At 32.1% G+C, this 22192-nt stretch carries 24 protein-coding genes and 2 pseudogenes; 16 read left to right on the forward strand and 10 right to left on the reverse strand.

Annotated features, from left to right (window positions below; all coding sequences use genetic code 11):
* The first annotated feature begins 22 nt into the window (after positions 1 to 22).
* Entirely contained in the window at positions 23 to 3730 is a 3708-nt protein-coding gene (locus tag ACVC5O_RS02415; RefSeq protein ID WP_452219872.1) for a metallophosphoesterase, read from the forward strand.
* Here ACVC5O_RS02415 and ACVC5O_RS02420 read toward each other — a convergent pair whose 3' ends face one another.
* The 4 genes from ACVC5O_RS02420 to ACVC5O_RS02435 form a co-directional block, all read right to left on the reverse strand.
* Positions 3731 to 4126, reverse strand: coding sequence for a rhodanese-like domain-containing protein (locus ACVC5O_RS02420; protein ID WP_452219873.1), 396 nt, complete (start codon positions 4124 to 4126; stop codon positions 3731 to 3733).
* A 19-nt stretch (positions 4127 to 4145) separates the two neighbouring features.
* Positions 4146 to 4460 carry a rhodanese-like domain-containing protein gene (locus tag ACVC5O_RS02425; RefSeq protein WP_452219874.1) on the reverse strand — a complete coding sequence of 105 codons (315 nt, stop codon included), beginning with the start codon at positions 4458 to 4460 and terminating at the stop codon, positions 4146 to 4148.
* A 108-nt stretch (positions 4461 to 4568) separates the two neighbouring features.
* Positions 4569 to 5183 carry a thioredoxin family protein gene (locus tag ACVC5O_RS02430; protein ID WP_452219875.1) on the reverse strand — a complete coding sequence of 205 codons (615 nt, stop codon included), beginning with the start codon at positions 5181 to 5183 and terminating at the stop codon, positions 4569 to 4571.
* A gap of 5 nt (positions 5184 to 5188) precedes the next feature.
* Entirely contained in the window at positions 5189 to 5668 is a 480-nt protein-coding gene (locus ACVC5O_RS02435) for a TlpA family protein disulfide reductase (RefSeq protein ID WP_452219876.1), read from the reverse strand.
* Between the two features lie 292 nt (positions 5669 to 5960).
* Here ACVC5O_RS02435 and ACVC5O_RS02440 point away from each other — a divergent pair, with 292 nt between their 5' ends.
* From ACVC5O_RS02440 to ACVC5O_RS02500, 13 genes are all read left to right on the forward strand, one after another.
* A complete protein-coding gene (locus ACVC5O_RS02440) occupies positions 5961 to 7361 on the forward strand; it encodes an anthranilate synthase component I family protein (RefSeq protein ID WP_452219877.1) in 1401 nt (466 codons plus the stop codon).
* Between the two features lie 253 nt (positions 7362 to 7614).
* Complete coding sequence (locus tag ACVC5O_RS02445) at positions 7615 to 8181, forward strand: anthranilate synthase component II (protein WP_452219895.1); 567 nt, start codon at positions 7615 to 7617, stop codon at positions 8179 to 8181.
* A 384-nt stretch (positions 8182 to 8565) separates the two neighbouring features.
* Positions 8566 to 9558: an anthranilate phosphoribosyltransferase gene (gene trpD / locus ACVC5O_RS02450; protein WP_452219878.1), complete on the forward strand. Its 993-nt coding sequence runs from the start codon at positions 8566 to 8568 to the stop codon at positions 9556 to 9558.
* Between the two features lie 250 nt (positions 9559 to 9808).
* Positions 9809 to 10594, forward strand: a complete 786-nt coding sequence (gene trpC / locus ACVC5O_RS02455; RefSeq protein ID WP_452219879.1) for an indole-3-glycerol phosphate synthase TrpC — start codon at positions 9809 to 9811, stop codon at positions 10592 to 10594.
* A 68-nt stretch (positions 10595 to 10662) separates the two neighbouring features.
* The gene (locus ACVC5O_RS02460; protein ID WP_452219880.1) at positions 10663 to 11337 is read left to right on the forward strand and encodes a phosphoribosylanthranilate isomerase; all 675 of its coding nucleotides are present in this window, start codon (positions 10663 to 10665) and stop codon (positions 11335 to 11337) included.
* 249 nt (positions 11338 to 11586) lie between these two features.
* A complete protein-coding gene (gene trpB, locus ACVC5O_RS02465) occupies positions 11587 to 12768 on the forward strand; it encodes a tryptophan synthase subunit beta (RefSeq protein ID WP_452219881.1) in 1182 nt (393 codons plus the stop codon).
* Positions 12769 to 13005: 237 nt separating this feature from the next.
* Entirely contained in the window at positions 13006 to 13770 is a 765-nt protein-coding gene (gene trpA, locus ACVC5O_RS02470; RefSeq protein WP_452219882.1) for a tryptophan synthase subunit alpha, read from the forward strand.
* Between the two features lie 43 nt (positions 13771 to 13813).
* On the forward strand, positions 13814 to 14203 hold the full coding sequence (locus ACVC5O_RS02475; protein WP_452219883.1) for a DUF805 domain-containing protein: 390 nt from the start codon (positions 13814 to 13816) through the stop codon (positions 14201 to 14203).
* Between the two features lie 100 nt (positions 14204 to 14303).
* Positions 14304 to 14447 (forward strand): hypothetical protein, encoded by a 144-nt coding sequence (locus tag ACVC5O_RS02480; RefSeq protein ID WP_452219884.1) that lies wholly within the window; start codon positions 14304 to 14306, stop codon positions 14445 to 14447.
* Positions 14448 to 14556: 109 nt separating this feature from the next.
* On the forward strand, positions 14557 to 14967 hold the full coding sequence (locus tag ACVC5O_RS02485) for a DUF805 domain-containing protein (RefSeq protein WP_452219885.1): 411 nt from the start codon (positions 14557 to 14559) through the stop codon (positions 14965 to 14967).
* Positions 14967 to 15191 carry a hypothetical protein gene (locus ACVC5O_RS02490; RefSeq protein WP_452219886.1) on the forward strand — a complete coding sequence of 75 codons (225 nt, stop codon included), beginning with the start codon at positions 14967 to 14969 and terminating at the stop codon, positions 15189 to 15191. The genes ACVC5O_RS02485 and ACVC5O_RS02490 overlap by 1 nt, the downstream gene beginning before the upstream one ends.
* A complete protein-coding gene (locus tag ACVC5O_RS02495; protein WP_452219887.1) occupies positions 15184 to 15633 on the forward strand; it encodes a tRNA (cytidine(34)-2'-O)-methyltransferase in 450 nt (149 codons plus the stop codon). The genes ACVC5O_RS02490 and ACVC5O_RS02495 overlap by 8 nt, the downstream gene beginning before the upstream one ends.
* Positions 15634 to 15805: 172 nt before the next feature.
* Positions 15806 to 16468 (forward strand): hypothetical protein, encoded by a 663-nt coding sequence (locus ACVC5O_RS02500; RefSeq protein ID WP_452219888.1) that lies wholly within the window; start codon positions 15806 to 15808, stop codon positions 16466 to 16468.
* On the opposite strand, the gene ACVC5O_RS02505 is transcribed toward ACVC5O_RS02500, so the two are convergent.
* The 3 genes from ACVC5O_RS02505 to ACVC5O_RS02515 form a co-directional block, all read right to left on the reverse strand.
* Positions 16469 to 16696 carry a VF530 family protein gene (locus ACVC5O_RS02505; protein WP_452219889.1) on the reverse strand — a complete coding sequence of 76 codons (228 nt, stop codon included), beginning with the start codon at positions 16694 to 16696 and terminating at the stop codon, positions 16469 to 16471. It abuts the gene before it with no gap.
* 87 nt (positions 16697 to 16783) lie between these two features.
* On the reverse strand, positions 16784 to 16993 hold the full coding sequence (locus ACVC5O_RS02510) for a DUF6500 family protein (RefSeq protein WP_452219890.1): 210 nt from the start codon (positions 16991 to 16993) through the stop codon (positions 16784 to 16786).
* Between the two features lie 5 nt (positions 16994 to 16998).
* On the reverse strand, positions 16999 to 18306 hold the full coding sequence (locus tag ACVC5O_RS02515; RefSeq protein WP_452219891.1) for a DEAD/DEAH box helicase: 1308 nt from the start codon (positions 18304 to 18306) through the stop codon (positions 16999 to 17001).
* A gap of 261 nt (positions 18307 to 18567) precedes the next feature.
* Between ACVC5O_RS02515 and ACVC5O_RS02520 the strand changes: the two genes are divergently transcribed.
* A complete protein-coding gene (locus ACVC5O_RS02520) occupies positions 18568 to 19278 on the forward strand; it encodes a hypothetical protein (protein WP_452219892.1) in 711 nt (236 codons plus the stop codon).
* 40 nt (positions 19279 to 19318) lie between these two features.
* Here ACVC5O_RS02520 and ACVC5O_RS02525 read toward each other — a convergent pair.
* A pseudogene (locus ACVC5O_RS02525) lies at positions 19319 to 19552 on the reverse strand (IS110 family transposase); the annotation flags it as partial.
* 195 nt (positions 19553 to 19747) lie between these two features.
* On the opposite strand from ACVC5O_RS02525, the gene ACVC5O_RS02530 reads away from it, so the two are divergent.
* On the forward strand, positions 19748 to 20200 hold the full coding sequence (locus tag ACVC5O_RS02530; RefSeq protein WP_452219893.1) for a hypothetical protein: 453 nt from the start codon (positions 19748 to 19750) through the stop codon (positions 20198 to 20200).
* Positions 20201 to 20244: 44 nt separating this feature from the next.
* On the opposite strand, the pseudogene ACVC5O_RS02535 reads toward ACVC5O_RS02530, so the two are convergent.
* A pseudogene (locus ACVC5O_RS02535) lies at positions 20245 to 21216 on the reverse strand (IS110 family transposase).
* 714 nt (positions 21217 to 21930) lie between these two features.
* Positions 21931 to 22192, reverse strand: a 262-nt coding sequence (locus ACVC5O_RS02540) for a transposase (RefSeq protein WP_452219416.1), incomplete at its 5' end; no start/stop codon positions are given.

The following is a 22192-nucleotide window of genomic DNA, read 5'->3' on the forward strand; positions in this document are numbered from 1 at the left end:
AAAAAATACCGAAAAATCTAATATGTATAAACTTAAAACAGCTCTACTCTTAATTATTACTGTTCTTGCAACAAATTGTGCCTCTCACAAAGCACAATATAAAGAGCCTAATAAGCAAATAGAACCATTACCAACAAAAGATATTCATAGAACATTCTATCTTATTGGAGATGCAGGAAAATCTCCTATTAATGGTTTATCTACTGCATTAACAATATTTAAAAAACATATAGAAACTACGAGTAACAAAGGAGATTACGCATTATTTTTAGGAGATAATATTTATCCCTCTGGACTTCCTGATGAAAATGAAAAAGGTAGAGATTATGCTGTTAATCATTTGGATTCTCAAATAAAATCGGTTTCAAATTTTAAAGGCGAAACTGTATTTTTACCAGGAAACCACGATTGGTATGCAGATGGTGTTAAAGGTGTTAAACGCCAAGAAAAATACATTGAAGAGGCATTAGGCAAAAACACTTACAAGCCTGAAAATGGTTGCCCGTTAGAAAGTATTGAGGCAAGTGATAAAGTGCAATTAATAGTTATAGATACGCAATGGTATTTAGAAAATTGGAACAATAACCCAACAATAAATGATAAATGTGAAATAAAAACAAGAAAACGTTTTTTAGAAGAGTTAGAAGGCGAGCTTAAAAAAGCGCAAAATAAAAGAGTAGTTTTTGCCATGCACCATCCAATGTTTACTAATGGCTTACATGGAGGTTTTTATTCTGCAAAAAAACATTTATATCCAACACAATCTAAAGTTCCATTTCCTATTCTTGGTTCTTTAATCACACAAATTAGAACGCAAGGTGGTGTCTCTATTCAAGATAGATATAATGAACGTTATAATGAGCTAATGAAACGTATAGAAACCTTAGCTTTAGAGTACGATAATATTGTCTTTGCTTCTGGCCACGAACATACTTTACAATACATAGAAAACAACTCCATAAAACAAATTGTTTCTGGTTCTGGCGCTAAAGAAGCTGTAGTAGCTTTAAATAATAATGGATTATTTGCTTACGGAAGACAAGGTTTTGCACAATTAACAATTTATGATGATGGAAGTACTTGGGTAAGCTTTTATGGTGAAGAAAACGGAAACCCAAAGTTATTGTACACAAAAGAAGTACTCCCAAAAACAAGAGATGTTTTTAATACAGATACACTACCTGATACTTTTCCGGAAACTATTGAAACTTCAATATATTCTAAAGAAGAAACTGAAAAAACGGGATTCTACGAAGTCCTTTTAGGTGATCGTTATCGCGATATTTATAGTACAAAAATAAAAGTTAACGTTGCAACTTTAGACACTTTATATGGAGGCTTAGAAATTGTAAGAGCTGGTGGAGGACACCAAACAAAATCACTACGACTACAATTAAAAGATGGCCGACAATTAAATATGAGAGCGCTTCGTAAAAGTGCAACACAATATTTGCAAACTGTATTATTTAAAGACACGTATATAGAAGATGATTTTGATAATACAACTGTAGAAAATTTAGTATTAGACTTTTATACTGCTGCACATCCTTACGCGTTTCTTGCGGTTCCAGAATTATCTAATGCTGCAGATGTATATCATACAAATCCACGTTTGTTTTACATTCCAAAACACAAATATTTAGGCGATTATAATACTGATTACGGAGACGAGTTGTATATGATTGAAGAACGACCAGAAAAAAATTACACCGACGAAAGAAACTTTGGTTATGCAGACGATTTAGAAAGCACTCACGATATTATAGCTAAAATTAGAGAAGACGAAAAATACAAAATAGACGAAAACGCTTACATACGTGCTCGCCTTTTCGATATGTTATTAGGTGATTGGGACAGGCACCAAGACCAATGGAGATGGGCGCAATTTGACCAAGAAAATGGTGACAAGTTATTTAAACCCATTCCAAGGGATCGCGATCAGGTATTCTCTAATTTTGATGGTGCACTTTTAGATGTAGTAAGAACTCTCTCTGGAGCATCAAACCAATTACAAGTTTACGATGCGGAGTTAAAAGATGTAAAATGGATGAATAGTGCAGGAATTAAATTAGATAAAGTGCTTATTCAACAATCAGGTAAAGACGTTTGGTTAAAACAAGCAGAATATCTACAAACTCACATCACAGATCAAGTTATAGCAAAAGCATTTTCGCGTGTACCTAAAGAAGTTAACGATGCCTCTTTAAAAGATATACAAGAAAAATTAAAAGGACGTAGAGCAAACATTAAAGATATTGCAGAACGCTATTACAATTATCTAAACGAATTAGTAATCCTTACAGGTACAGATAAAGACGATTTTATAGAGATTACAAGAACAGGAGACAATGAAACCAATGTTAAAATCTCAAGAATTATTGGTGGAGAAAAAGGAGAAGTTTTAGTGGATAGAACCTTTAATAGGAATATAACCAAAGAGCTTTGGATTTATGGATTGGATGATGATGATGTTTTTGAAGTAAGCGGAAAAGCTAACAACCCTATTTACACCAGAATTATTGGTGGACAAAACAACGATATTTATAGAATAAAAAACGGAAGACGAATAAGAGTTTACGATCATAAATCTAAGAAAAACACAATTGAAGAAAACAATGGTGCAAAAATAGATTTTACAGATATTTATACGCATAACCTGTTCGACTTTAATAAAAACATTGTTAAAACTGGTACTATAACTCCTAGTTTAGGATACAACCCAGATGATGGTTTTTTATTAGGCGTAAGTAAAGTGATAACTAAAAAAGGATTTACTCGTAATCCGTTTTCTTCACAACATAAATTTAAAGCAGGCTACTATTTTGCGACTAATGGCTTCAGCTTAGATTACACAGGCGAATTTGCAAACTTTTTTGGAGATTGGAACCTACAAGCTTCTGGTAAATTAACAAGCGAAAATTTTTCGAATAACTTTTTTGGATACGGAAATGAAACCATAAATAATGACGATGCATTAGACTTAGATTATAACCGAGTTAAAACCAGTATATATAGTGCTAGCATTGGCATTATTAAAAAAGGAAATTTTGGTAGTGACTATGGAGTTAAATTAATTGCTGAAGGTATAAAAATAGGAAAAACTTCCGATCGTTTTATCGAAACCTTTGCCGCATCTAGTAATAATGATTTTTACAAAAGACGCTTTTTTACAGGTATAGAAGGTAACTTTAATTATGGAAGTTTTGATAATAAAATTGTTCCTACAAGAGCAATGACTTTTGATTTTTCTACTGGCTTAAAAACAGAACCTAGTGAAACTAAAAACACCTATGCCTATGTAAATACTGACATTGGATTTTACAATTCACTTTCCAGAAACAGAAAATTAGTTTTAAAAACAGATTTAAGAACGCAATTAAGATTTGGTGACGACCTTGTATTTTACCAAGCTGCAAATATTGGAGGCCAAAATGGATTAAGAGGTTATAGAACAGAACGTTTTACTGGCAAAAATGCCTTAGTAGGTAGCGCAGATTTAAGATATGCATTTAATTCATTTAAAACTAAAACCTTACCATTGCAAATAGGAATATTTGTTGGTGGTGATGTTGGTAGAGTATGGTTAAAAAATGATTTTTCCAAACAGTGGCATAACGATTATGGTGGAGGGTTTTGGGTCTCTGCAGCACAATCTGTACAAGGAACTTTTAACTTTTTTAATAGTGAAGAAGGCTTACGGTTTTCGTTTGGATTTGGATTAAGGTTTTAATTAGGATTTAGGAGTCAATGCGGTTGTTTTATGTTTCCATTTTGAGTATCCATCACTTAAATCGTATATCTTTTTAAAACCTAATGCTTTCATTTTTTTTGCACATTTAGCACTTCGACCTCCTTTTTGACAAAAAAGTAAAACTGGCTTGTCCTTATCAAGCGCTTGAATATCTACATCAAACGTAGGAGATAAAAAGTTTATATTTTGAGCAGTATCAATAGTACCAGCAAGATATTCTTTTGGAGTTCTAACGTCTATTAATTGCACGTCTTCCATTTTTAAAAAGGTTTGCATTTCTTCTGTAGTAATTTCAACAATTTCTCCAGCTCCATCACTCGTACAGCTACTAAGAGACACTATTAATAATACAAATAGATATATTGAATATTTCATGTTTTTTCTAATTTAGGTATTATATACTAGTAGTTTCTCCTTCCCATTCGCTAAAGCCTCCTATTAAGTTATAGGTGTTTTTAAATCCTAATTGGCTCATTACTGCGCATGCCTGAGCGCTTCTACCTCCTGCCTTGCAATACACATATATACTTTTTGTTTTATCTAATTTCTCAACTTCCTCAATAAAGCCTTGACCTTTATAAATATCAATATGCAATGCATTAGGTATTATACCTTCCGCTACCTCATCTTCTGTTCTCACGTCTAGAATAATAGCTTGATTATCGGTTTTTAATTGAGAATTCCAATCTTGTTGTGATAAATCTGACATAATTTTACATTTTTAGTACTGCAAAATTAACATTTCTTTAGCATATAGACGAAAAAAAACCTGAAGTGTTACAAAACTTCAGGTTTTTATTAAAGTATTTTTGCGAACTTACACTTTAATAGAGCATCCAATTGCTCTTGTTTCTTGTAATTCTACAGGATTTCCCTTCAATAAAGCATCTACAGCATCTTCTACATATTTAACCTTTACTTCTTTTTCATCTTGGTAATTATCGTCTATAGCTCCAATATAATTAACAACATTACCTTTATCTGTTTTTAATAACACAAATACATGAGGCGTTTTTGTTGCACCATATTGAGGATAAATTTCTTGATCTCTATCTATTAAATAAGGAAAAGTAAACCCTTTTTCTTTAGCTCTATTAGCCATTTCTTTTAAATTATCTCCTGGTTTAACTTTTACATTATTTGGCATAATAGCAACTACAGGAAATCCTTTTTCAGCATATTTTTTATTTAATGCCTCCACTCTATCCTCATAAGCTACTGCGTAAGGACACGTGTTACAAGTAAAAATAACGATGTAACCCTTAGCATCTTCCAAATCGGCCAGCGACATCATCTTTCCATCTATGTTTTCTAATTTAAAATCCGTAGCAACATCTCCAATTCTATAGCCTTCTTTTTCTGTATTCGAAGAGAATGCACTAATGGCTAGTATTACTGTTGCCAATAAAAATGTTTTAATTAATCGTTTCATAATCTCTAATTTAAAAATTGTTTTAGTTCTTTTTTAAGCGACTCGTAGTCAAAAGACTGTTCGTAAAATATACGCTTATTTTTATTATAAATTAATGTTGCTGGTATTGCTCCAGACCAGTCTTCACTAATTTTAGGTATCCAACTATTGGAATCTACATCATTCAATACTATTACTTCAGACTGTAATTTTTTATTTTTTATAAAAGGTATTAAACGTGTTTCGTATTGTTTTGGGAAGTCTAAACTAACCAAAATCACTTCCACTTTATTGGTGTATTCTTTATTAATTCTTTCAAAAGCAGGTAACTCTTTTACACAAGGTGCGCACCAAGTTGCCCAAAAATTAATAATATATACTGTGTCGTCTGTTTTATTTAAATAGGACTCTAATCCAGTATAATCATATACTTTTAATGCATCGCTTTGTGCATTAATATGTAGTGTTACAAGACTAAATATAAACACTAATAATAGCTGCTTCATTTTATAAAAATATTAAATACATAACAAAACAAATTATATTTAACACAAATTTGTTTTACTTTATGATAACTCTTTTTATTTAATTGAAATAATTTTGATAATAAATTAAAGCGTTCTATATTTGAAGCTTACAATAGTATATTTTTAAAACAACTAAATGAACACAAACTTAAATACAACTTGGTGGTGGAATTCTCGAAAATCAAAACTCGTGAACTAACGCTATACGTATTTAATTAACTATACAAAAAGGCTTGTCTCACGACAAGCCTTTTCATTTTTAAAAATTTTTATGAAGACTTTCAGCCTTTACACACATTATAAAAAAATATTAGCAGATACAATAACACCTGTTAGTATTTACTTAAAAATTAGAGACAAGTACCCTAACAGTATTTTGTTAGAAAGTAGTGATTACCACGCTAACGACAACAGTTTCTCGTACATCTGCTTTAATCCAATCGCCTCTATAGAAGTAAATAACGATAACATTAAACAAAACTATCCTGATGGAAGTTCAAAAACGAACAACGCCTTAAATATTTCTGTAACCGAAGAAATCCACAAGTTCACCAAACGTTTTAAAGTAAATTCAGTCGAAGAATTTAAATTTATTAATAACGGTATTTTTGGTTACACAGCTTATGATGCCGTTAAGTATTTTGAAGATATTCAGATTAGTAAAAAACCAAACTCTTTAGATATTCCAGATATTTATTATGCAGTTTATCAAAACATTATAGCTATAAATCACTTTAAAAACGAAGCGTATATTTTTGCACATTGTTTTGAAGCAGAAAATAATATAGACGAAGTTTTACAACTTATAAATTCAAAAAACTTTACCACTTACAATTTTAAAAAAGACTCCGAAATTGAATCTAATTTAACAGATAGCGAATATAAAGAACACGTAAAACTAGCAAAAAAACATTGCGCAAGAGGTGACGTTTTCCAATTAGTGCTCTCTAAAAAATTCTCACAAAGCTTTAAAGGTGACGAGTTTAACGTGTATCGTGCATTACGAAGTATAAATCCTTCACCTTACCTGTTTTATTTCGACTATGGGAACTTTAAAATTTTTGGAAGCTCGCCAGAAGCTCAACTCGTAGTCAATAATGGAATTGCCGAAATTCATCCCATTGCAGGAACATTTAAACGCTCTGGTAACGATGAAGAAGATCAACGATTAGCCAAAAAATTAGCTAATGACGATAAAGAAAATGCCGAACATGTAATGCTAGTTGATTTAGCCAGAAACGACTTAAGCCGAAACGGAAGCGAAGTAAAAGTAGAAACCTACAGAGAAGCACAGTTTTTTTCGCATGTCATACATTTGGTGAGTAAAGTAACAGGGAAAGTGCACAAAAACACACAAACCATGCAAGTGGTTGCAGATACTTTTCCTGCAGGAACACTAAGTGGTGCACCAAAACACAATGCCATGCAACTAATAGAAATGTATGAAAAAACAAGCAGAGCATTCTATGGTGGTGCAATTGGCTTTATGGATTTTAATGGTAATTATAATCACGCAATTATGATTAGAACGTTTATGAGTAAAAACCATAAATTACACTGGCAAGCAGGAGCAGGTTTGGTTTCCAAATCAAATCCAGATAATGAATTGCAAGAAGTTTATAATAAATTAGGAGCCTTAACAAAAGCCATTGAAATGGCAGAGGAGATTTAGTTAGCAGTTAGCAGTTAGCAGTTAGCAGTTAGCAGTTAGCAGTTAGCAAAAAATAAAAAGTAACATTGGGATAAGAACAAAAGCATAACTAAAATTCATGTACCAAATAAATTCAGAGAATTGAATGCCAAGGAGAAAAGTTCCAATAACAAATCCACTCCTACTTTAAAAAAGGAAGATAATTTAAAAAAAAAAGATTCCTGCCTTTGCAGGAATACAGTTTAACAAATAGATACCTGCTTTCGCAGGCATTATTATGAAAGTATTAGTAATAGACAACTACGACAGTTTTACTTACAATTTGGTTCATTATTTAGAAGACTTAAATTGTGAAGTAACCGTAAAACGAAACGACAAATTAACTCTGGAAGACGTTGACGCTTTCCATAAAATTGTGCTCTCTCCAGGACCAGGAATTCCAGACGAAGCAGGATTACTAAAAGCCATCATCAAACACTATGCTCCAACAAAAAGCATATTAGGTGTTTGTCTTGGCCAGCAAGCTATTGGAGAAGTATTTGGAGGTTCGCTTGTTAATTTAGATGAAGTCTATCATGGTGTAGCAACAAAAGTGAATATTATTGTAAATGACGAAGCACTTTTTAATAATATGGATAAAACTTTTGAAGTAGGACGTTACCACTCTTGGGTTGTAAACCCTAATTTACCTGAGCAGTTAGAAGCGACTTCTTTCGATGAGAATGGACAAATCATGTCCTTGCGACATAGATTTTACGATGTTAAAGGTGTACAATACCATCCTGAGAGCGTGTTAACGCCAAATGGGAAACAAATTTTAGAGAATTGGGTAAAAAGTTAGCAGTTAGCAGTTAGCAGTTAGCAGTTAGCAGTTAGCAGTTAGCAAAAATGAAATATAACTTTATTAGAAAAATAAAATATTATAAAAATCGAGTCCCTTTTTCCGACAAAGTCGGAATCTTGAAATGCAATAATAATGAGCGAAAGAATGGAGATACAAAGCAAAACTTAAAGCACGTAATTCAGAAAGTGAATGGTGCTCTAGCAAATGCACAACAGTCATGAATACCGAAATAAAAAAATTAAATGACGTGAGTAATTCCTTATTTCAACATGATTTTTTGGCTTGGTTTATCCTGAGCGCAGTCTAAGGGTTTTGCATCAAGGCAAAATGAACAGAGAAAAAAATTAATAAAAAAGATTCCCATTGTCGTGGGATGTAAATATGAAACAAATACTAAACAGATTAATAAACCAAGAAAGCATCTCCACTGAAGAAGCAAAAAACGTATTGGTAAATATTTCCGAAGGACTATATAACCAAAATCAAATAGCAGCCTTTTTAACCGTTTACATGATGCGAAGTATCACTATAGAAGAGCTTCAAGGTTTTCGAGACGCATTATTAGAATTGTGTATTCCTGTGGATTTATCTAATTTCAATGCCATTGATTTATGCGGAACAGGAGGCGACGGAAAAGACACTTTTAACATCTCAACCTTATCCTCGTTTATTACTGCAGGAGCTGGAGTAAAAGTTGCAAAACATGGAAATTATGGTGTCTCTTCAGCATCTGGATCCTCAAATGTTATGGAAGCCTTAGGTGTAACATTTACTAATGATGTTGATAAACTAAAACACGCAATAGATAAAGCAGGAATCTGCGTAATGCATGCGCCTTTATTTCATCCAGCAATGAAAAACGTGGCACCAATTAGACGAGATTTAGGTGTAAAAACGTTTTTTAACATGTTAGGTCCAATGGTAAATCCTGCCTTTCCAAAAAACCAAATGGTTGGTGTTTTTAATTTAGAATTACAACGTATTTATGGTTATCTCTATCAAAACACAGACAAAAACTACAGTATAGTTCATGCTTTAGATGGTTATGACGAAATTTCTTTAACAGGAAATACAAAAATCATTTCAAATACATCTGAAACCATGCTAAACCCATCGGATTTAGGAGTAGAGCAAATACAACAGTCTGAAATTTTTGGAGGCTCAACAGTTAAACAAGCTGCTAAAATCTTCAAAAACATTATAGAAGGAAAAGGTACAGCTGCTCAAAACAACGTCGTTTGTGCAAATGCTGGATTAGCCATAGCAACAGTAAATAAAATATCACATCAAGACGGATTTCAATTAGCAAAAGAAAGTCTAGAAAGTGGAAGAGCAAAAGCAAGTTTGGAGCGATTGATTGAGTTGAGCAGTTAGCAAAAATGAAAAATAACTTAGAATTAAGAAAAAACACAGTTAAAGTTCATGTCCCAAATCAATTCGGAGAATTGAACGCCAAGACGAAGAAGAGATGAAGAAAAGTTTCAAGAACATGAGAACAACGTTCGACGCGAAATTTTCAAATCGGTATTCATGCCGATAGTTATCGGGATAAAAAATTCCTTGGCTTGGTCTTGAACTTTTGGTTCGTTTTGCATCAAGGCAAAATGAATAGAAATAAAACAGAATGGATATATTACAAAAAATAGTAACAGACAAACACATCGAAGTTAACCTTCGCAAACAACTCATTCCAATTAAACAACTAGAGCAATCTATTTTATTTAAAAGAGAAACTATTTCCTTAGCAAAAAAACTAAAAGAAAGCAACACAGGAATCATCGCAGAACATAAAAGACGCTCACCTTCAAAACAAGTAATAAATCATAACCTAAACGTTTTTGATGTCGCTAAAGGCTATGAAAACGCAGGTGTTTGCGGCATGTCTGTTCTAACCGATGGAAAATATTTTGGTGGAAGTCTCGACGATCTATTAACAGCCAGAGCAAGCTGTAACTTACCATTATTGCGAAAAGAATTTATTATAGACGAGTATCAAATTATAGAAGCTAAAGCCTATGGAGCAGATGTTATTTTACTAATTGCTGCCATCTTAACTCAAACAGAAATCAAGCAATTTTCAGAATTAGCAAAACAATTACATTTAGAGGTATTACTCGAAGTTCATAATGAAGAAGAATTACAAAAATCGATAATGCCAAGTTTAGATATGTTAGGAGTAAACAATAGAAACTTAAAAACTTTTGAGGTTAGCTTAGAAACTAGCAAAAAACTAAGTGAACTAATCCCAAACGATTTTATAAAAGTATCAGAAAGTGGGATTAGTAATATTTCAGCAATTAAAGAGCTACAACCTTTTGGCTATAAAGGTTTTTTAATAGGCGAAAATTTTATGAAAACGGATAATGCAGGAGAAAGTGCTAAACAATTTATAAATAAAATCCTCCTCTAACTCCTCCAAAGGAAGAGAATTTTCACTAAAACGAATAAAATAAACTGACAAATTCTTATAATAGAATAATGAATAAAAAAGAAAAACATAACACCTCAACAGGTCCTTCTCCTCAGGAGAAGGTTAGGATGAGGATTAAAATCTGCGGAATGAAAAAGGAGAGTAACATCTTAGATGTTGCAAAACTAAATCCTGAGTTTATGGGTTTCATTTTTTACAAAAAATCGCCACGCTATTTTAATGGTAGTATTCCAGAGTTACCAGATAGCATTAAAAAAATTGGTGTTTTTGTTAACGAAACTTTCGATTATATAAAAGGAATTGTAAACAAGCATAATTTAGAAGGTGTGCAATTACATGGTAACGAATCTCCAGAATTATGCAAACAATTACAGGATTTAAACTGTACAATCATAAAAGTATTTTCTATAAAAGACAGTTTCGATTTTAATAGTTTAGAACCTTACGAAGAGGTTTGTGATTACTATTTATTCGATACAAAAGGAAAGCAGCCAGGAGGAAATGGTTACACTTTTGATTGGAGTATTTTAAAAAAATATTCGTCCATAAAACCTTATTTTTTAAGTGGTGGCATTGGATTAAATGAAATAGATCAAATCAAATCATTTTTTAAACAACCAGAAGCAGCCTTTTGTTACGCATTAGATGTAAATAGTAAATTTGAAACAAACTCTAGATTAAAAAAGGTAGAGAAGTTAAAAGCGTTTAAAATGTCATTCTGAACGAAGTAAAGAATCTTTTACAGAGATGCCATACTTCGCTCTACATAACTAAATTAGGAGTTAGGAGTTAGCAAAAATGAAAAAGAACATTGGAATAAGTAAAAACATTACAAAAGGTTATGTCCCAAATCAATTCTTAGAATTGAAAATATCAATCTGCAGAAATAATGAGCGATAAAACGTAATTGCGAAGCGAAGCTTCAAGCATGAAGTTTTGAAAGCGAATGTTCCTCAGTAATAAGAAGAATTATGAAATACAACATTAACAACAAAGGCTACTACGGAGAATTTGGAGGTGCATACATTCCAGAAATGCTCTATCCAAACGTAGAAGAATTACGACAAAACTATCTCAAGATAATGGCAGAGCCTTCTTTTAAAAAAGAGTTCGATCAATTACTTAAAGATTACGTTGGTCGTCCTTCTCCACTCTATTTCGCTAAGCGATTATCAAAAAAACACAACACCAAAATCTATCTCAAACGCGAGGATTTAAACCATACTGGAGCACACAAGATCAATAATACTATTGGTCAGATTTTAATGGCACAACGCTTAGGTAAAACTCGTATAATTGCCGAGACTGGAGCAGGACAACATGGAGTTGCAACAGCAACCGTTTGCGCTTTAATGGGAATGGAGTGTATTGTTTATATGGGAGAAATTGATATCGCACGCCAAGCTCCAAATGTTGCCAGAATGAAAATGCTTGGCGCAGAAGTTCGACCTGCTTTATCAGGAAGTCGTACACTAAAAGACGCCACAAATGAAGCCATTAGAGATTGGATAAATAATCCTGTAAACACACATTATATTATTGGAAGCGTCGTTGGACCTCATCCTTATCCAGATATGGTAGCACGTTTTCAAGCCGTTGTTTCCGAAGAAATCAAATGGCAGCTAAAAGAAAAGGAAGGTACAAACAAACCAGATTATGTGGTAGCTTGTGTTGGAGGTGGTAGTAATGCTGCTGGTGCTTATTATCATTATTTAGAAGATACAGATGTAAAACTCATTGCTGTCGAAGCTGCAGGAAAAGGTATTCATTCTGGCGAAAGTGCTGCGACATCTGTTTTAGGACGAGAAGGAATTATCCATGGCAGTAAAACCTTATTGATGCAAACTAACGACGGACAAATAACAGAGCCTTACTCCATTTCGGCAGGATTAGATTATCCAGGTGTTGGACCAATGCATGCACATTTATATAAAACTGGTCGTGCCGAATTTATTTCAATTACAGATGATGAAGCTATGACTGCAGGATTAGAACTCAGTCAATTAGAAGGTATTATTCCTGCTATAGAAACCTCTCATGCATTGGCGATTTTTGATTATAAAAAATTTAAAGAAGATGATATTGTTATCATAAATTTATCTGGTCGAGGCGATAAAGATTTACAGAATTATATTTATTATTTTAAATTATAGAATAATGGCGTTACCACAAGGGTCAGGCTTTCGGCAGTCGCTCTCTGCGAGGAGCTCCAACAAATGCCTCAACTACGAAGTAATCACGAATACCTATATTTAAAATAGAAATGAAAGAGTAATCCTTAACGCACTAACTCAACTCTAAAGACCTCACAGGTTTTTAAAACCTATGAGGTCTAGCAAAAAAAATTAAAGTTTAATTAATACAGATTCCCACTTTCGTGGGAAGTAAACATGAACAGAATAAACCAAAAATTAAAAGAAGATAAAAAGCTATTATCCATATACTTTTCCGCAGGATACCCAAGTTTAAACGATACGGTTACTATTATCGAAAACTTAGAAAAAAGTGGTGTAGATATGATAGAAATAGGATTACCATTTAGTGATCCCTTAGCAGATGGACCAACCATACAAGCCAGCTCTACGCAAGCATTAAAAAACGGAATGACTACAGAAGTACTTTTTAATCAATTAAAAGACATTCGTAAAACAGTTTCTATTCCGTTAATAATAATGGGTTATTTTAACCCAATGCTTCAATATGGTGTGGAAGCCTTCTGCAAAAAATGCAATGAAATTGGGATTGATGGATTAATTATCCCTGATTTACCAGTAGATGTCTATAACGAACAGTACAAGTCCATTTTTCAGAAATACGGTTTAATAAATGTATTTTTAATCACACCACAAACTTCTAATGAGCGTATTCATTTTATTGATTCGATATCTAATGGTTTCATTTATATGGTAAGCAGTGCCAGTGTAACAGGAAGCAATTCTGGTTTTGGCGATCAACAAACGGCTTATTTTAAGCGTATTGCAGATATGAATTTAAAAAATCCGCAAATTGTAGGATTCGGTATTTCCAACAACGAAACCTTTACTCAAGCCACTAAAAATGCTAAAGGCGCAATTATAGGTTCTGCCTTTATAAAATACTTATCAAACAACTCTGTTAATAAAATTGAAGCATTTACAACCTCTATTTTAAATTAAAATCTATATTTGGCACTCATTAACTAACTTAAAATTAAAATTTATGAAATGGTTTTTAAAAGTAGTAAGAGATAACTACGCAAATTTCTCTGGTAGAGCAAGACGTCAAGAATATTGGATGTTCTTTTTATTCCATATTATCTTTCTTTATGGTTCTATGTTTATTTCTGGCATGCTTGCAGGAGCAACAGACACACCAGCTTTTATGATAATTTATGTTATTTACGCATTTGGTATTTTAATTCCTGCGTTAGCTGTTTCAGTTAGAAGAATGCATGATGTTGGTAAAAGTGGTTGGTATATGTTAATACCAATTTACAGTTTTATTTTAGCAGTTACAGAAGGTGAAACTGGCCCTAACCAATATGGTCCAGACCCTAAAGTACCTACTAGCGAAGAAATAAACGACATAGGAAAAACAGAGATTGAGTAGTTTACGGTTTAACGTTTTTTAAACACTATCTTAAGATAATTTTAATAGCTTTTTAATACCAATTCCTTATATTAAGGTATAACATTTAAAAACAAATACTATGGGAATTATTGAAGATAATAAAAAATTTAAAACGACAAAAACACAAACAAATCCGACTAATCCAACAGGGAACGTCAATCAGAAAACTAATACTTTTGATATTGACGAAAAAACAATAAAAGATCAACAAAAGAAAAAATAAGTTTTCTTTTACATTGATAAAGAACCTGCTCTAATTTAGAGTAGGTTTTTTTATGTGTTCTTGTTTTTAATTTTATATTTGATTTTTTTAATTATAAAATAGTTATAAAGTGAATTGGTACTTAAAGGTAATAAGAGATAACTACGCAAATTTTACAGGTAGAGCAAGACGACAAGAGTATTGGATGTTCACCCTTTTTCACATCATCTTTATTGTTTCTCTAGCCTTTGTTGGTGCTTATGTAGCGGAGTTTAATGACTCTGGTATTGGTTTTATTCCATTAGGACTTTATATGCTAGCCACATTTATTCCTGCATTGGCATTAGCCTCTCGACGATTACATGACATAGGTAAAACAGGTTGGTATTATTTAGTGAGATTTATACCATATATAGGTGGAATTTGGTTTTTAATTTTAATGGTTCAGAATGGTAATGTTGGACCAAACCAATATGGACCAGACCCAAAAGGAAACAATTTTGATGAGATTAACGATATTGGAAAACCTTTATTAGACTAATGAAACTTCTCAACGACTGGAAAATTATCGCTGTGCTTTGTCTTACTTTAGGCTTAGCGCCTTTTTATCCAGAACCGCATCTTTTTGGCAAAATTAAATGGATTATTGGTGGTGCACATAACATGCAGCTTAAAGACTGGTTTGATGTTGTAATGCATGGCTTCCCTTGGGTGTTGTTACTTAGAATTGGTATTTTAAAATTAACTCCTAAAAAAGATGCTTAACATTGTTTTATTTGAACCCGAAATACCAAATAATACTGGTAATATTGGAAGACTAGCCTTAGCGTCTGGCAGCAGACTGCATTTGGTTAAACCCTTTGGTTTTGAATTATCGGATAAACGTTTAAAACGTGCTGGATTAGATTATTGGCAACACTTAGAAGTTATTTATTACGATACTATAGCCGATTTTTTCACTAAAAACAAAGACCAATCTTTTGCGTTTTTTTCAAGTCATGGTAAAAAATCGCATTGGGAACTACCATTTACAAAAAATCTCTTTTTAATCTTCGGAAAAGAATCGGTTGGATTACCAAAATCAATACTTAACGACTATCCTAATCACCTTTATAAAATTCCGTTATACAGTGAACACATTCGTAGTTTAAATCTTGCTAATGCAGTAAGTATTGTTATTTACGAAGGCTTAAGGCAACTTAAATAAGCTCATCTTCATTTCTAGCTTCAGATCAACTATACTAGTTTTTAAGTTCGTTTTTAGAAATATTTCAAAGTTTAAAAACGTTTTTTTTTCAACTAAAACTTTATGCTTTATTTAACCAAAATTTGATGGTAAAACGCTCAATTTGTGTTACATTTTAATAAAGCAAAATACAATGAAATATCATATTATAATTAACAGTGTAAAAACTGTTGAAGCGCTAGAAAATGCATGGTCTAAAGATGATTACATTCAATTATTAGATAAATTTGGATTTGAAGATGCTGGAGATGCTTCAGAAAAAGAGTTGTTGGAATTACTGTTTATGGCAATCTCAGATTTTGAGCCTGAAGAAGCAGCTGCTATTGTTTTGGATTATAAACTTTCAAATACATTAAATGAAAATCAAATAGAGCAAATTTCGCATGAAATGCTATTAGATAAAATTTCTGAAGAATATGCAGATATCGCTTTGCATCATCAGCTCTACAACATCAATCAGTTACTACACAAAGCTTTTAATGGTACATTTCCAAGTGCAAAAGCCACTCTCGTAGAATTTGAAATTTCGCCTAATAAAGAGGTTACTAAAGCCGTTGTCTTACAGGCTTTAAACGCTACATTAGCAAAAAGCAACGTTATAAAACGGTTGTTTAATGATGCTTTACAAGGACAAGAGGCTTTTGATGAAGCCGAAAGTATTATTTGGGATTTAAAACCAAATGGAGACGCTTCTTACATACTAACAACTTCGGAATATTGGATGAGTCGCGATGAGTTTACAGAAGCAGAATTTGATGTTAACGTTATTGAATTTGAAGAAGACGATGAGGATTAACTACTTTTTATTCTTCTTTAAATAGTCTAAATATAAATGCTCCACCTTAGTTCTTGCCCAAGGCATACGACGTAAAAATTTAAGGCTAGATTTTATGGAGGGATTATCTGTAAAACATTTAATATTAATTTTATAGCCTAAATATTCCCAGCCATAATGTGCTTCCAAATCGGTTAAAATTTGTTCTAGCTTTATGCCATGAAGTGGGTTGTTTGGTTGTTGTTCCATATAATAAATATATAAATGCCTATTTGAGCGAAATAAAAACTGTTTAAATACTTAATAAACACTTTGACTACGCTCAGTATGACACTGTTACTTAATCAAAGCTTTAATTTTTACTGCTTTTTCAAAATGGTCTAACTTATGCGTTTGTATCCACCAAGTGGCAGCTTCCATTAACACTTCTGGAGTATCATTTTTGTTTTTAAAAAACGCATAAAAAGATAAGCCTACATCTGTCCCTTTTTGCTTAATTTTCGCATCACAAACCTCAAGCATTTTTCTCTTTAAAGCTTCTGTCATATTAACTAACCTTTACTTCTTTTGGTGTTGCGTCCTCTACTTTTATTTCTATTTCTATTGCCACTGTTAGAGCTGCCTTGTCTGCTAGATCTAGAATCTTTGCTTTTAGGTTTGTTGTTTCGAGATTGTTGACCTCTGCCTCTGCCTTGTCCTTGTTTTATTGGAGCAGTCGAAGCATTTGGATCTGGCTCAAACCCTTCAACAATTTCAACTTCAATTTTCTGGTTAATTAGCTTTTCTATATCTCTTAAAAACGTAGTTTCATCTGCACTCACTAAAGAAATCGCTTGTCCGCTTGCTCCTGCTCTACCTGTTCTACCAATTCGGTGTACGTAATCTTCAGAAATGTTAGGCAATTCAAAATTAACCACATGTGGTAATAATGGAATATCCAAACCACGTGCAGCAATATCTGTAGCCACAAGTACATTTACAGTTCCATTTTTAAAACCAGCTAGTGCTTTTGTTCGCGCACCTTGACTCTTATTTCCATGTATTGCAGCAGCTGTAATACCAGAACTTATCATTTTTTTACACAGCTTATTAGCACCATGCTTAGTACGTGTAAAGACTAAAACTTGTTTCCAATTGCCTTCGGAAATTAATTTAATAATCAATCCTGTTTTTAATCCTTTTGCAACACGATAGACTTTTTGGCTTATTGCATCTACAGTAGAGTTTTCTGGCGTTACCTCAACTTGAACAGGATTATTTAAAATCGTATTTGCTAGTTTTCTAATGTCTTTAGAAAAGGTTGCCGAAAACATTAAATTTTGTCGTTTGCCTTGCATCAGTTTCATTACACGTTCTATATCGCGTAAAAAACCCATATCTAACATACGATCAGCTTCGTCTAAAACAAAAATTTCTACACGTTTTAGTGACAATAACCCTTGGTTTTCTAAGTCTAACAAACGTCCAGGAGTGGCAACCAAAACATCGACACCACGACGTATATTTGCTGCTTGTGGTTTTTGGTTTACACCTCCAAAAATAACAGCACTACGTATATCTAAAAACTCACTATACTCCTTTACATTGGCATAGACTTGCGCTGCTAACTCACGCGTTGGCGTTAATATTAAAGCACGTATTGGTCTGTGTCTTTCTTTTGGGTTTTCGGATAAAAGATGTAACAAAGGCAGTGTAAAACCTGCTGTTTTACCAGTTCCTGTTTGTGCAGAAGCCAACACATCGACTCCTAATAATACAGGAGGAATGGCTTTTTCTTGGATTGGACTTGGAGTAGTGTATCCTTTTTTGCTAATAGCTTTTAGCAAGGCTTCGGATAAGCCTAAAGATTTAAATGACATATATAGTATTTGGTGAATGACCTCGTAATAGCATATAGCGTCATCCTTTTTATTAGCGCCAAAGGTACAGCAAATTTATGGGATAGCTTACTTTTAAAAAAAAACTGTTTTAGTGACAACTAAAGGGTGTTTAAATTTCTATTTGCAAGTTAAATACAGGAAACAATTTGGTTTGTTTTTATAGTTGAAAAATGGTAGATTCGTTTGATGATTGGTATTAAACATTGAAACGTTTGATATCTGAGCACATTGCCATTAATTATGAAGAAAACCCTATTAATACTAATACTTATTTGCAGTAATTCAATAATTTGTCAAAATACAATTGAATTAATCGCATATGACTGCATTAATGATAGGGACTCGAATAGTGATATTTCAGAAATTAAATTTGAAATATTGACTAATCACAAAGTTATTAGTCAATCTACTAAATCTAAATATGATTTATTTAGGTTTCAAACTTCTGAAAACGAAGTCAAAATTGAATATAATAATATTTATAATCAGAAAACAGATACTACATTTTTTATTACACCTAAAACTCAAAAACTATTTTTGTGTGTCGAGAAAATGAAAGATTATGAAATTAAGACCTTTATTGAAAAAAGTCATGAGGAAAATAAGAATTGGAAATTAAAATTGTCTGGAGGTAGTTGTTTTTTGTTTACAGATACAGAGATTAAAATTATTCCTAATAAAAATGGTGCTATCCTAAAATATAAATATGTTGAAGAACGAAGTGGAAAAAAAATTAAAGAAAAAAAAGTAATTAAACTTGATAAAAGAGACCTTGATAATTTAATAATATTTGAAAAAAAATTGCGATTATTAAATTCAGCAATGAGAAGATGTACACCAGCAACTTATTACTATTTATCGTTTGGAAATGAAACAATAGAAATAAAAGACCAAACCTGTGTTGGTATATTTGAAGAATATTTATCAAAATTAATTGAAAGAAATAACTAATGGCAACAAAGTACTGTGGTAAAAAACAAGTAAAAACTCATTAATTTTCCACTAAAGTACTTCTGTAAGAATCATCATAAATTAACCCTGATTTTGCAATTGCAAAAGCCTGTTTTAAAAGCTTATTACATACTGCTATTAATGCTAATTTTTTGCTTTTTCCTTTGGCTAGTAATCGCTCATAAAGTTCTCTACATGCTTTGTTATATTTACAAGCATTAAAACTGCACACAAATAATAAATTTCGTAGTTTTTGATTACCTATTTTACTAATTGTTGTTCACACTTTTACACTCTAAAATTTGTTGGTGTTTTCCACCAATAAAAAAATGCTATGACTAATAGTTATTACTCAAACAATTGGTTTGTTTCTAAACTTAAAAATCGCTAGCTTCGTTTAACGAATGATATTAAACATTGAAACGTTTGATATCAGAGCACGTTGTAATGCATTAAAACCAATCTCGAAGTGATAGACCAAATCCTATTAAAAGACTCAATCGAATTTAACGGAACTATATCTGAACTGAAAGAAAAGATAAGGTTCAAAAGAGAACGTGAATTTAAATTGGAATGGATTGATCAAAATAACATTAAGTTTTTATCTAATATTTCATTAGGAACATTAATTGTCGATGGTTTTCATGGAGCTACTGACGGAATAAAAGGTTATGGGAAATTAAGTGAGACTGGAAATGGAAATACTCGAATTGAATTGAAAACAAAAATGCGAATTGAATTATATTTCGCACTATTTGTTTTTGTATTTATTTTCTTTTGTGGATACATGGCTGGCGAAAATTTTCCGATATGGATTTATTTATTACTTCCTATTTCTATCTTATGGTTTTGGTTTATTTTCAGAATGCAGGAAAAACGACTATTTGAAAAATTTAAAAATTATATTAACAGATTAAAATAACGTATTACAACAAAGTACTGTGGTAAAAAACAAGTAAAAACTCATTAATTTTTCACTAAAGTACTTCTGTAAGAATCATCATATATTAATCCTGATTTTGCAATTGCAAAAGCCTGTTTTAAAAGCTTATTACATACTGCTATTAATGCTAATTTTTTGCTTTTTCCTTTGGCTACTCATCGCTCATAAAGTTCTCTACATGCTTTGTTATATTTACAAGCATTAAAACTGCACATAAATAATAAATTTCGTAGTTTTTGATTACCTATTTTGCTTATTCGTGGTCGTCCTTTTACACTACTTCCACTTTGTCTTATTACTGGTGTTAATCCTGTGTAACTACATAATTCGCTTGCACTTGTAAAACGATCAAAACCTCCTGTAAAAACCACCAACATAATTGCTGTTTTTGGACCAATACCTGGAATGGTTTTTAAACGTGTTAACAGATCTTGATGATTTTCTTTTACTAAAACCAACAACTTATCTTCTACAGCTTTAATCTCTTTTTTTAGTTGTTTTAAACTGCGTTTTAAAGACATAGAAACCACTTTACTTGGATTACCTAAAACGGATTCTCCATGTATCTTGTTTTTTAACATCGTACTCTGTTTTCTATACACAGAAAGGAGTCTAACCATTTGCAAACATTCTATTTCATCTTTAGAGTTGCCTTGCCATAGTTTTAATTGTACCTGTTTTGCATATTCACAAATAAGTTTTGAATCACTTTTATCTGTCTTAACTTTAGATAACTTCATTTGGATAAAGCGTTTTACTGATAATGGATTTTCTACGGATACTTTAATACCGGATTCCAACAAATGATAAGCCAACTGGTAATGATAATAACCTGTGGCCTCCATCACGCAATGGCTATTGTCATCTAAAAGTTTTGTGAACTTTTTAAAACCAAATTCATTGTTTTTAAACTCAAAGTAATTACCATCAGAATCAGTAACGTCAAATACTAAATGACTAATGTCAATCCCAAAATATTTAATATCTTTATTCATAATAAAATGTTTTTTATGAAAGGACATACTACGCGAGTTTCAACGACTTAAAAGCGAGGTCTTAAAGCCTCATAGAACTGTACGAAATCTGTGTAGAAAAGAGAGGGGATTTTCAATGTTGACGAAGTCTAGGCTTCTGCGTATATAATAACCTTACTCCTCTCTTTTGTCTTTTGTCTTTTCTGTTTATTTATCTAATTTAATGAATTGTAAACTTAAGACGTATAAAATTAATTGCTTGGTACGAGCCTACTTACGAAAATCCTCGCGGATTTTCTATTCGGTTTGTATTTGCTAAAGTCGTTGCTTAACCACGCAACTAATCTTATACAAAACCGTTACAACCAATAGCTCAAAAATTGTAACTCCTATTTAATCCGAATTTCAAAAAACCTAATTCATCGGAATTATTTCTCACTCAAATTCTGAATTTGAATAAAAAACTCGGAATCCACTCAAACGGAATTTTTAGCTTCTTTGCGGAACTTTAGCAAGTTTGTCAAACCAAAACCTTTTAAGGAATTTACTCTTGCGGAAATAAGTCTGTTTGTGAAAATCAATTTGTTTCTAAAAAGACAAGATTTATATTTTTTGAGAATTATTGAAATACAGATTCAAAAATAAATTAAACGGATTTTATTCAGAACGTACTCACTCTACTCTATCGCTAAAGGTTGTAACAAAGTACTGTGGTAAAAAACAAGTAAAAACTCATTAATTTTTCACTAAAGTACTTCTATAAGAATCATCATATATTAATCCCGATTTTGCAATTGCAAAAGCCTGTTTTAAAAGCTTATTACATACTGCTATTAATGCTAATTTTTTGCTTTTCCCTTTGGCTACTAATCGCTCATAAAGTTCTCTACATGCTTTGTTATATTTACAAGCATTAAAACTGCACATAAATAATAAATTTCGTAGTTTTTGATTACCTATTTTGCTTATTCGTGGTCGTCCTTTTACACTACTTCCA

The organism is Lacinutrix salivirga, assembly GCF_053604675.1.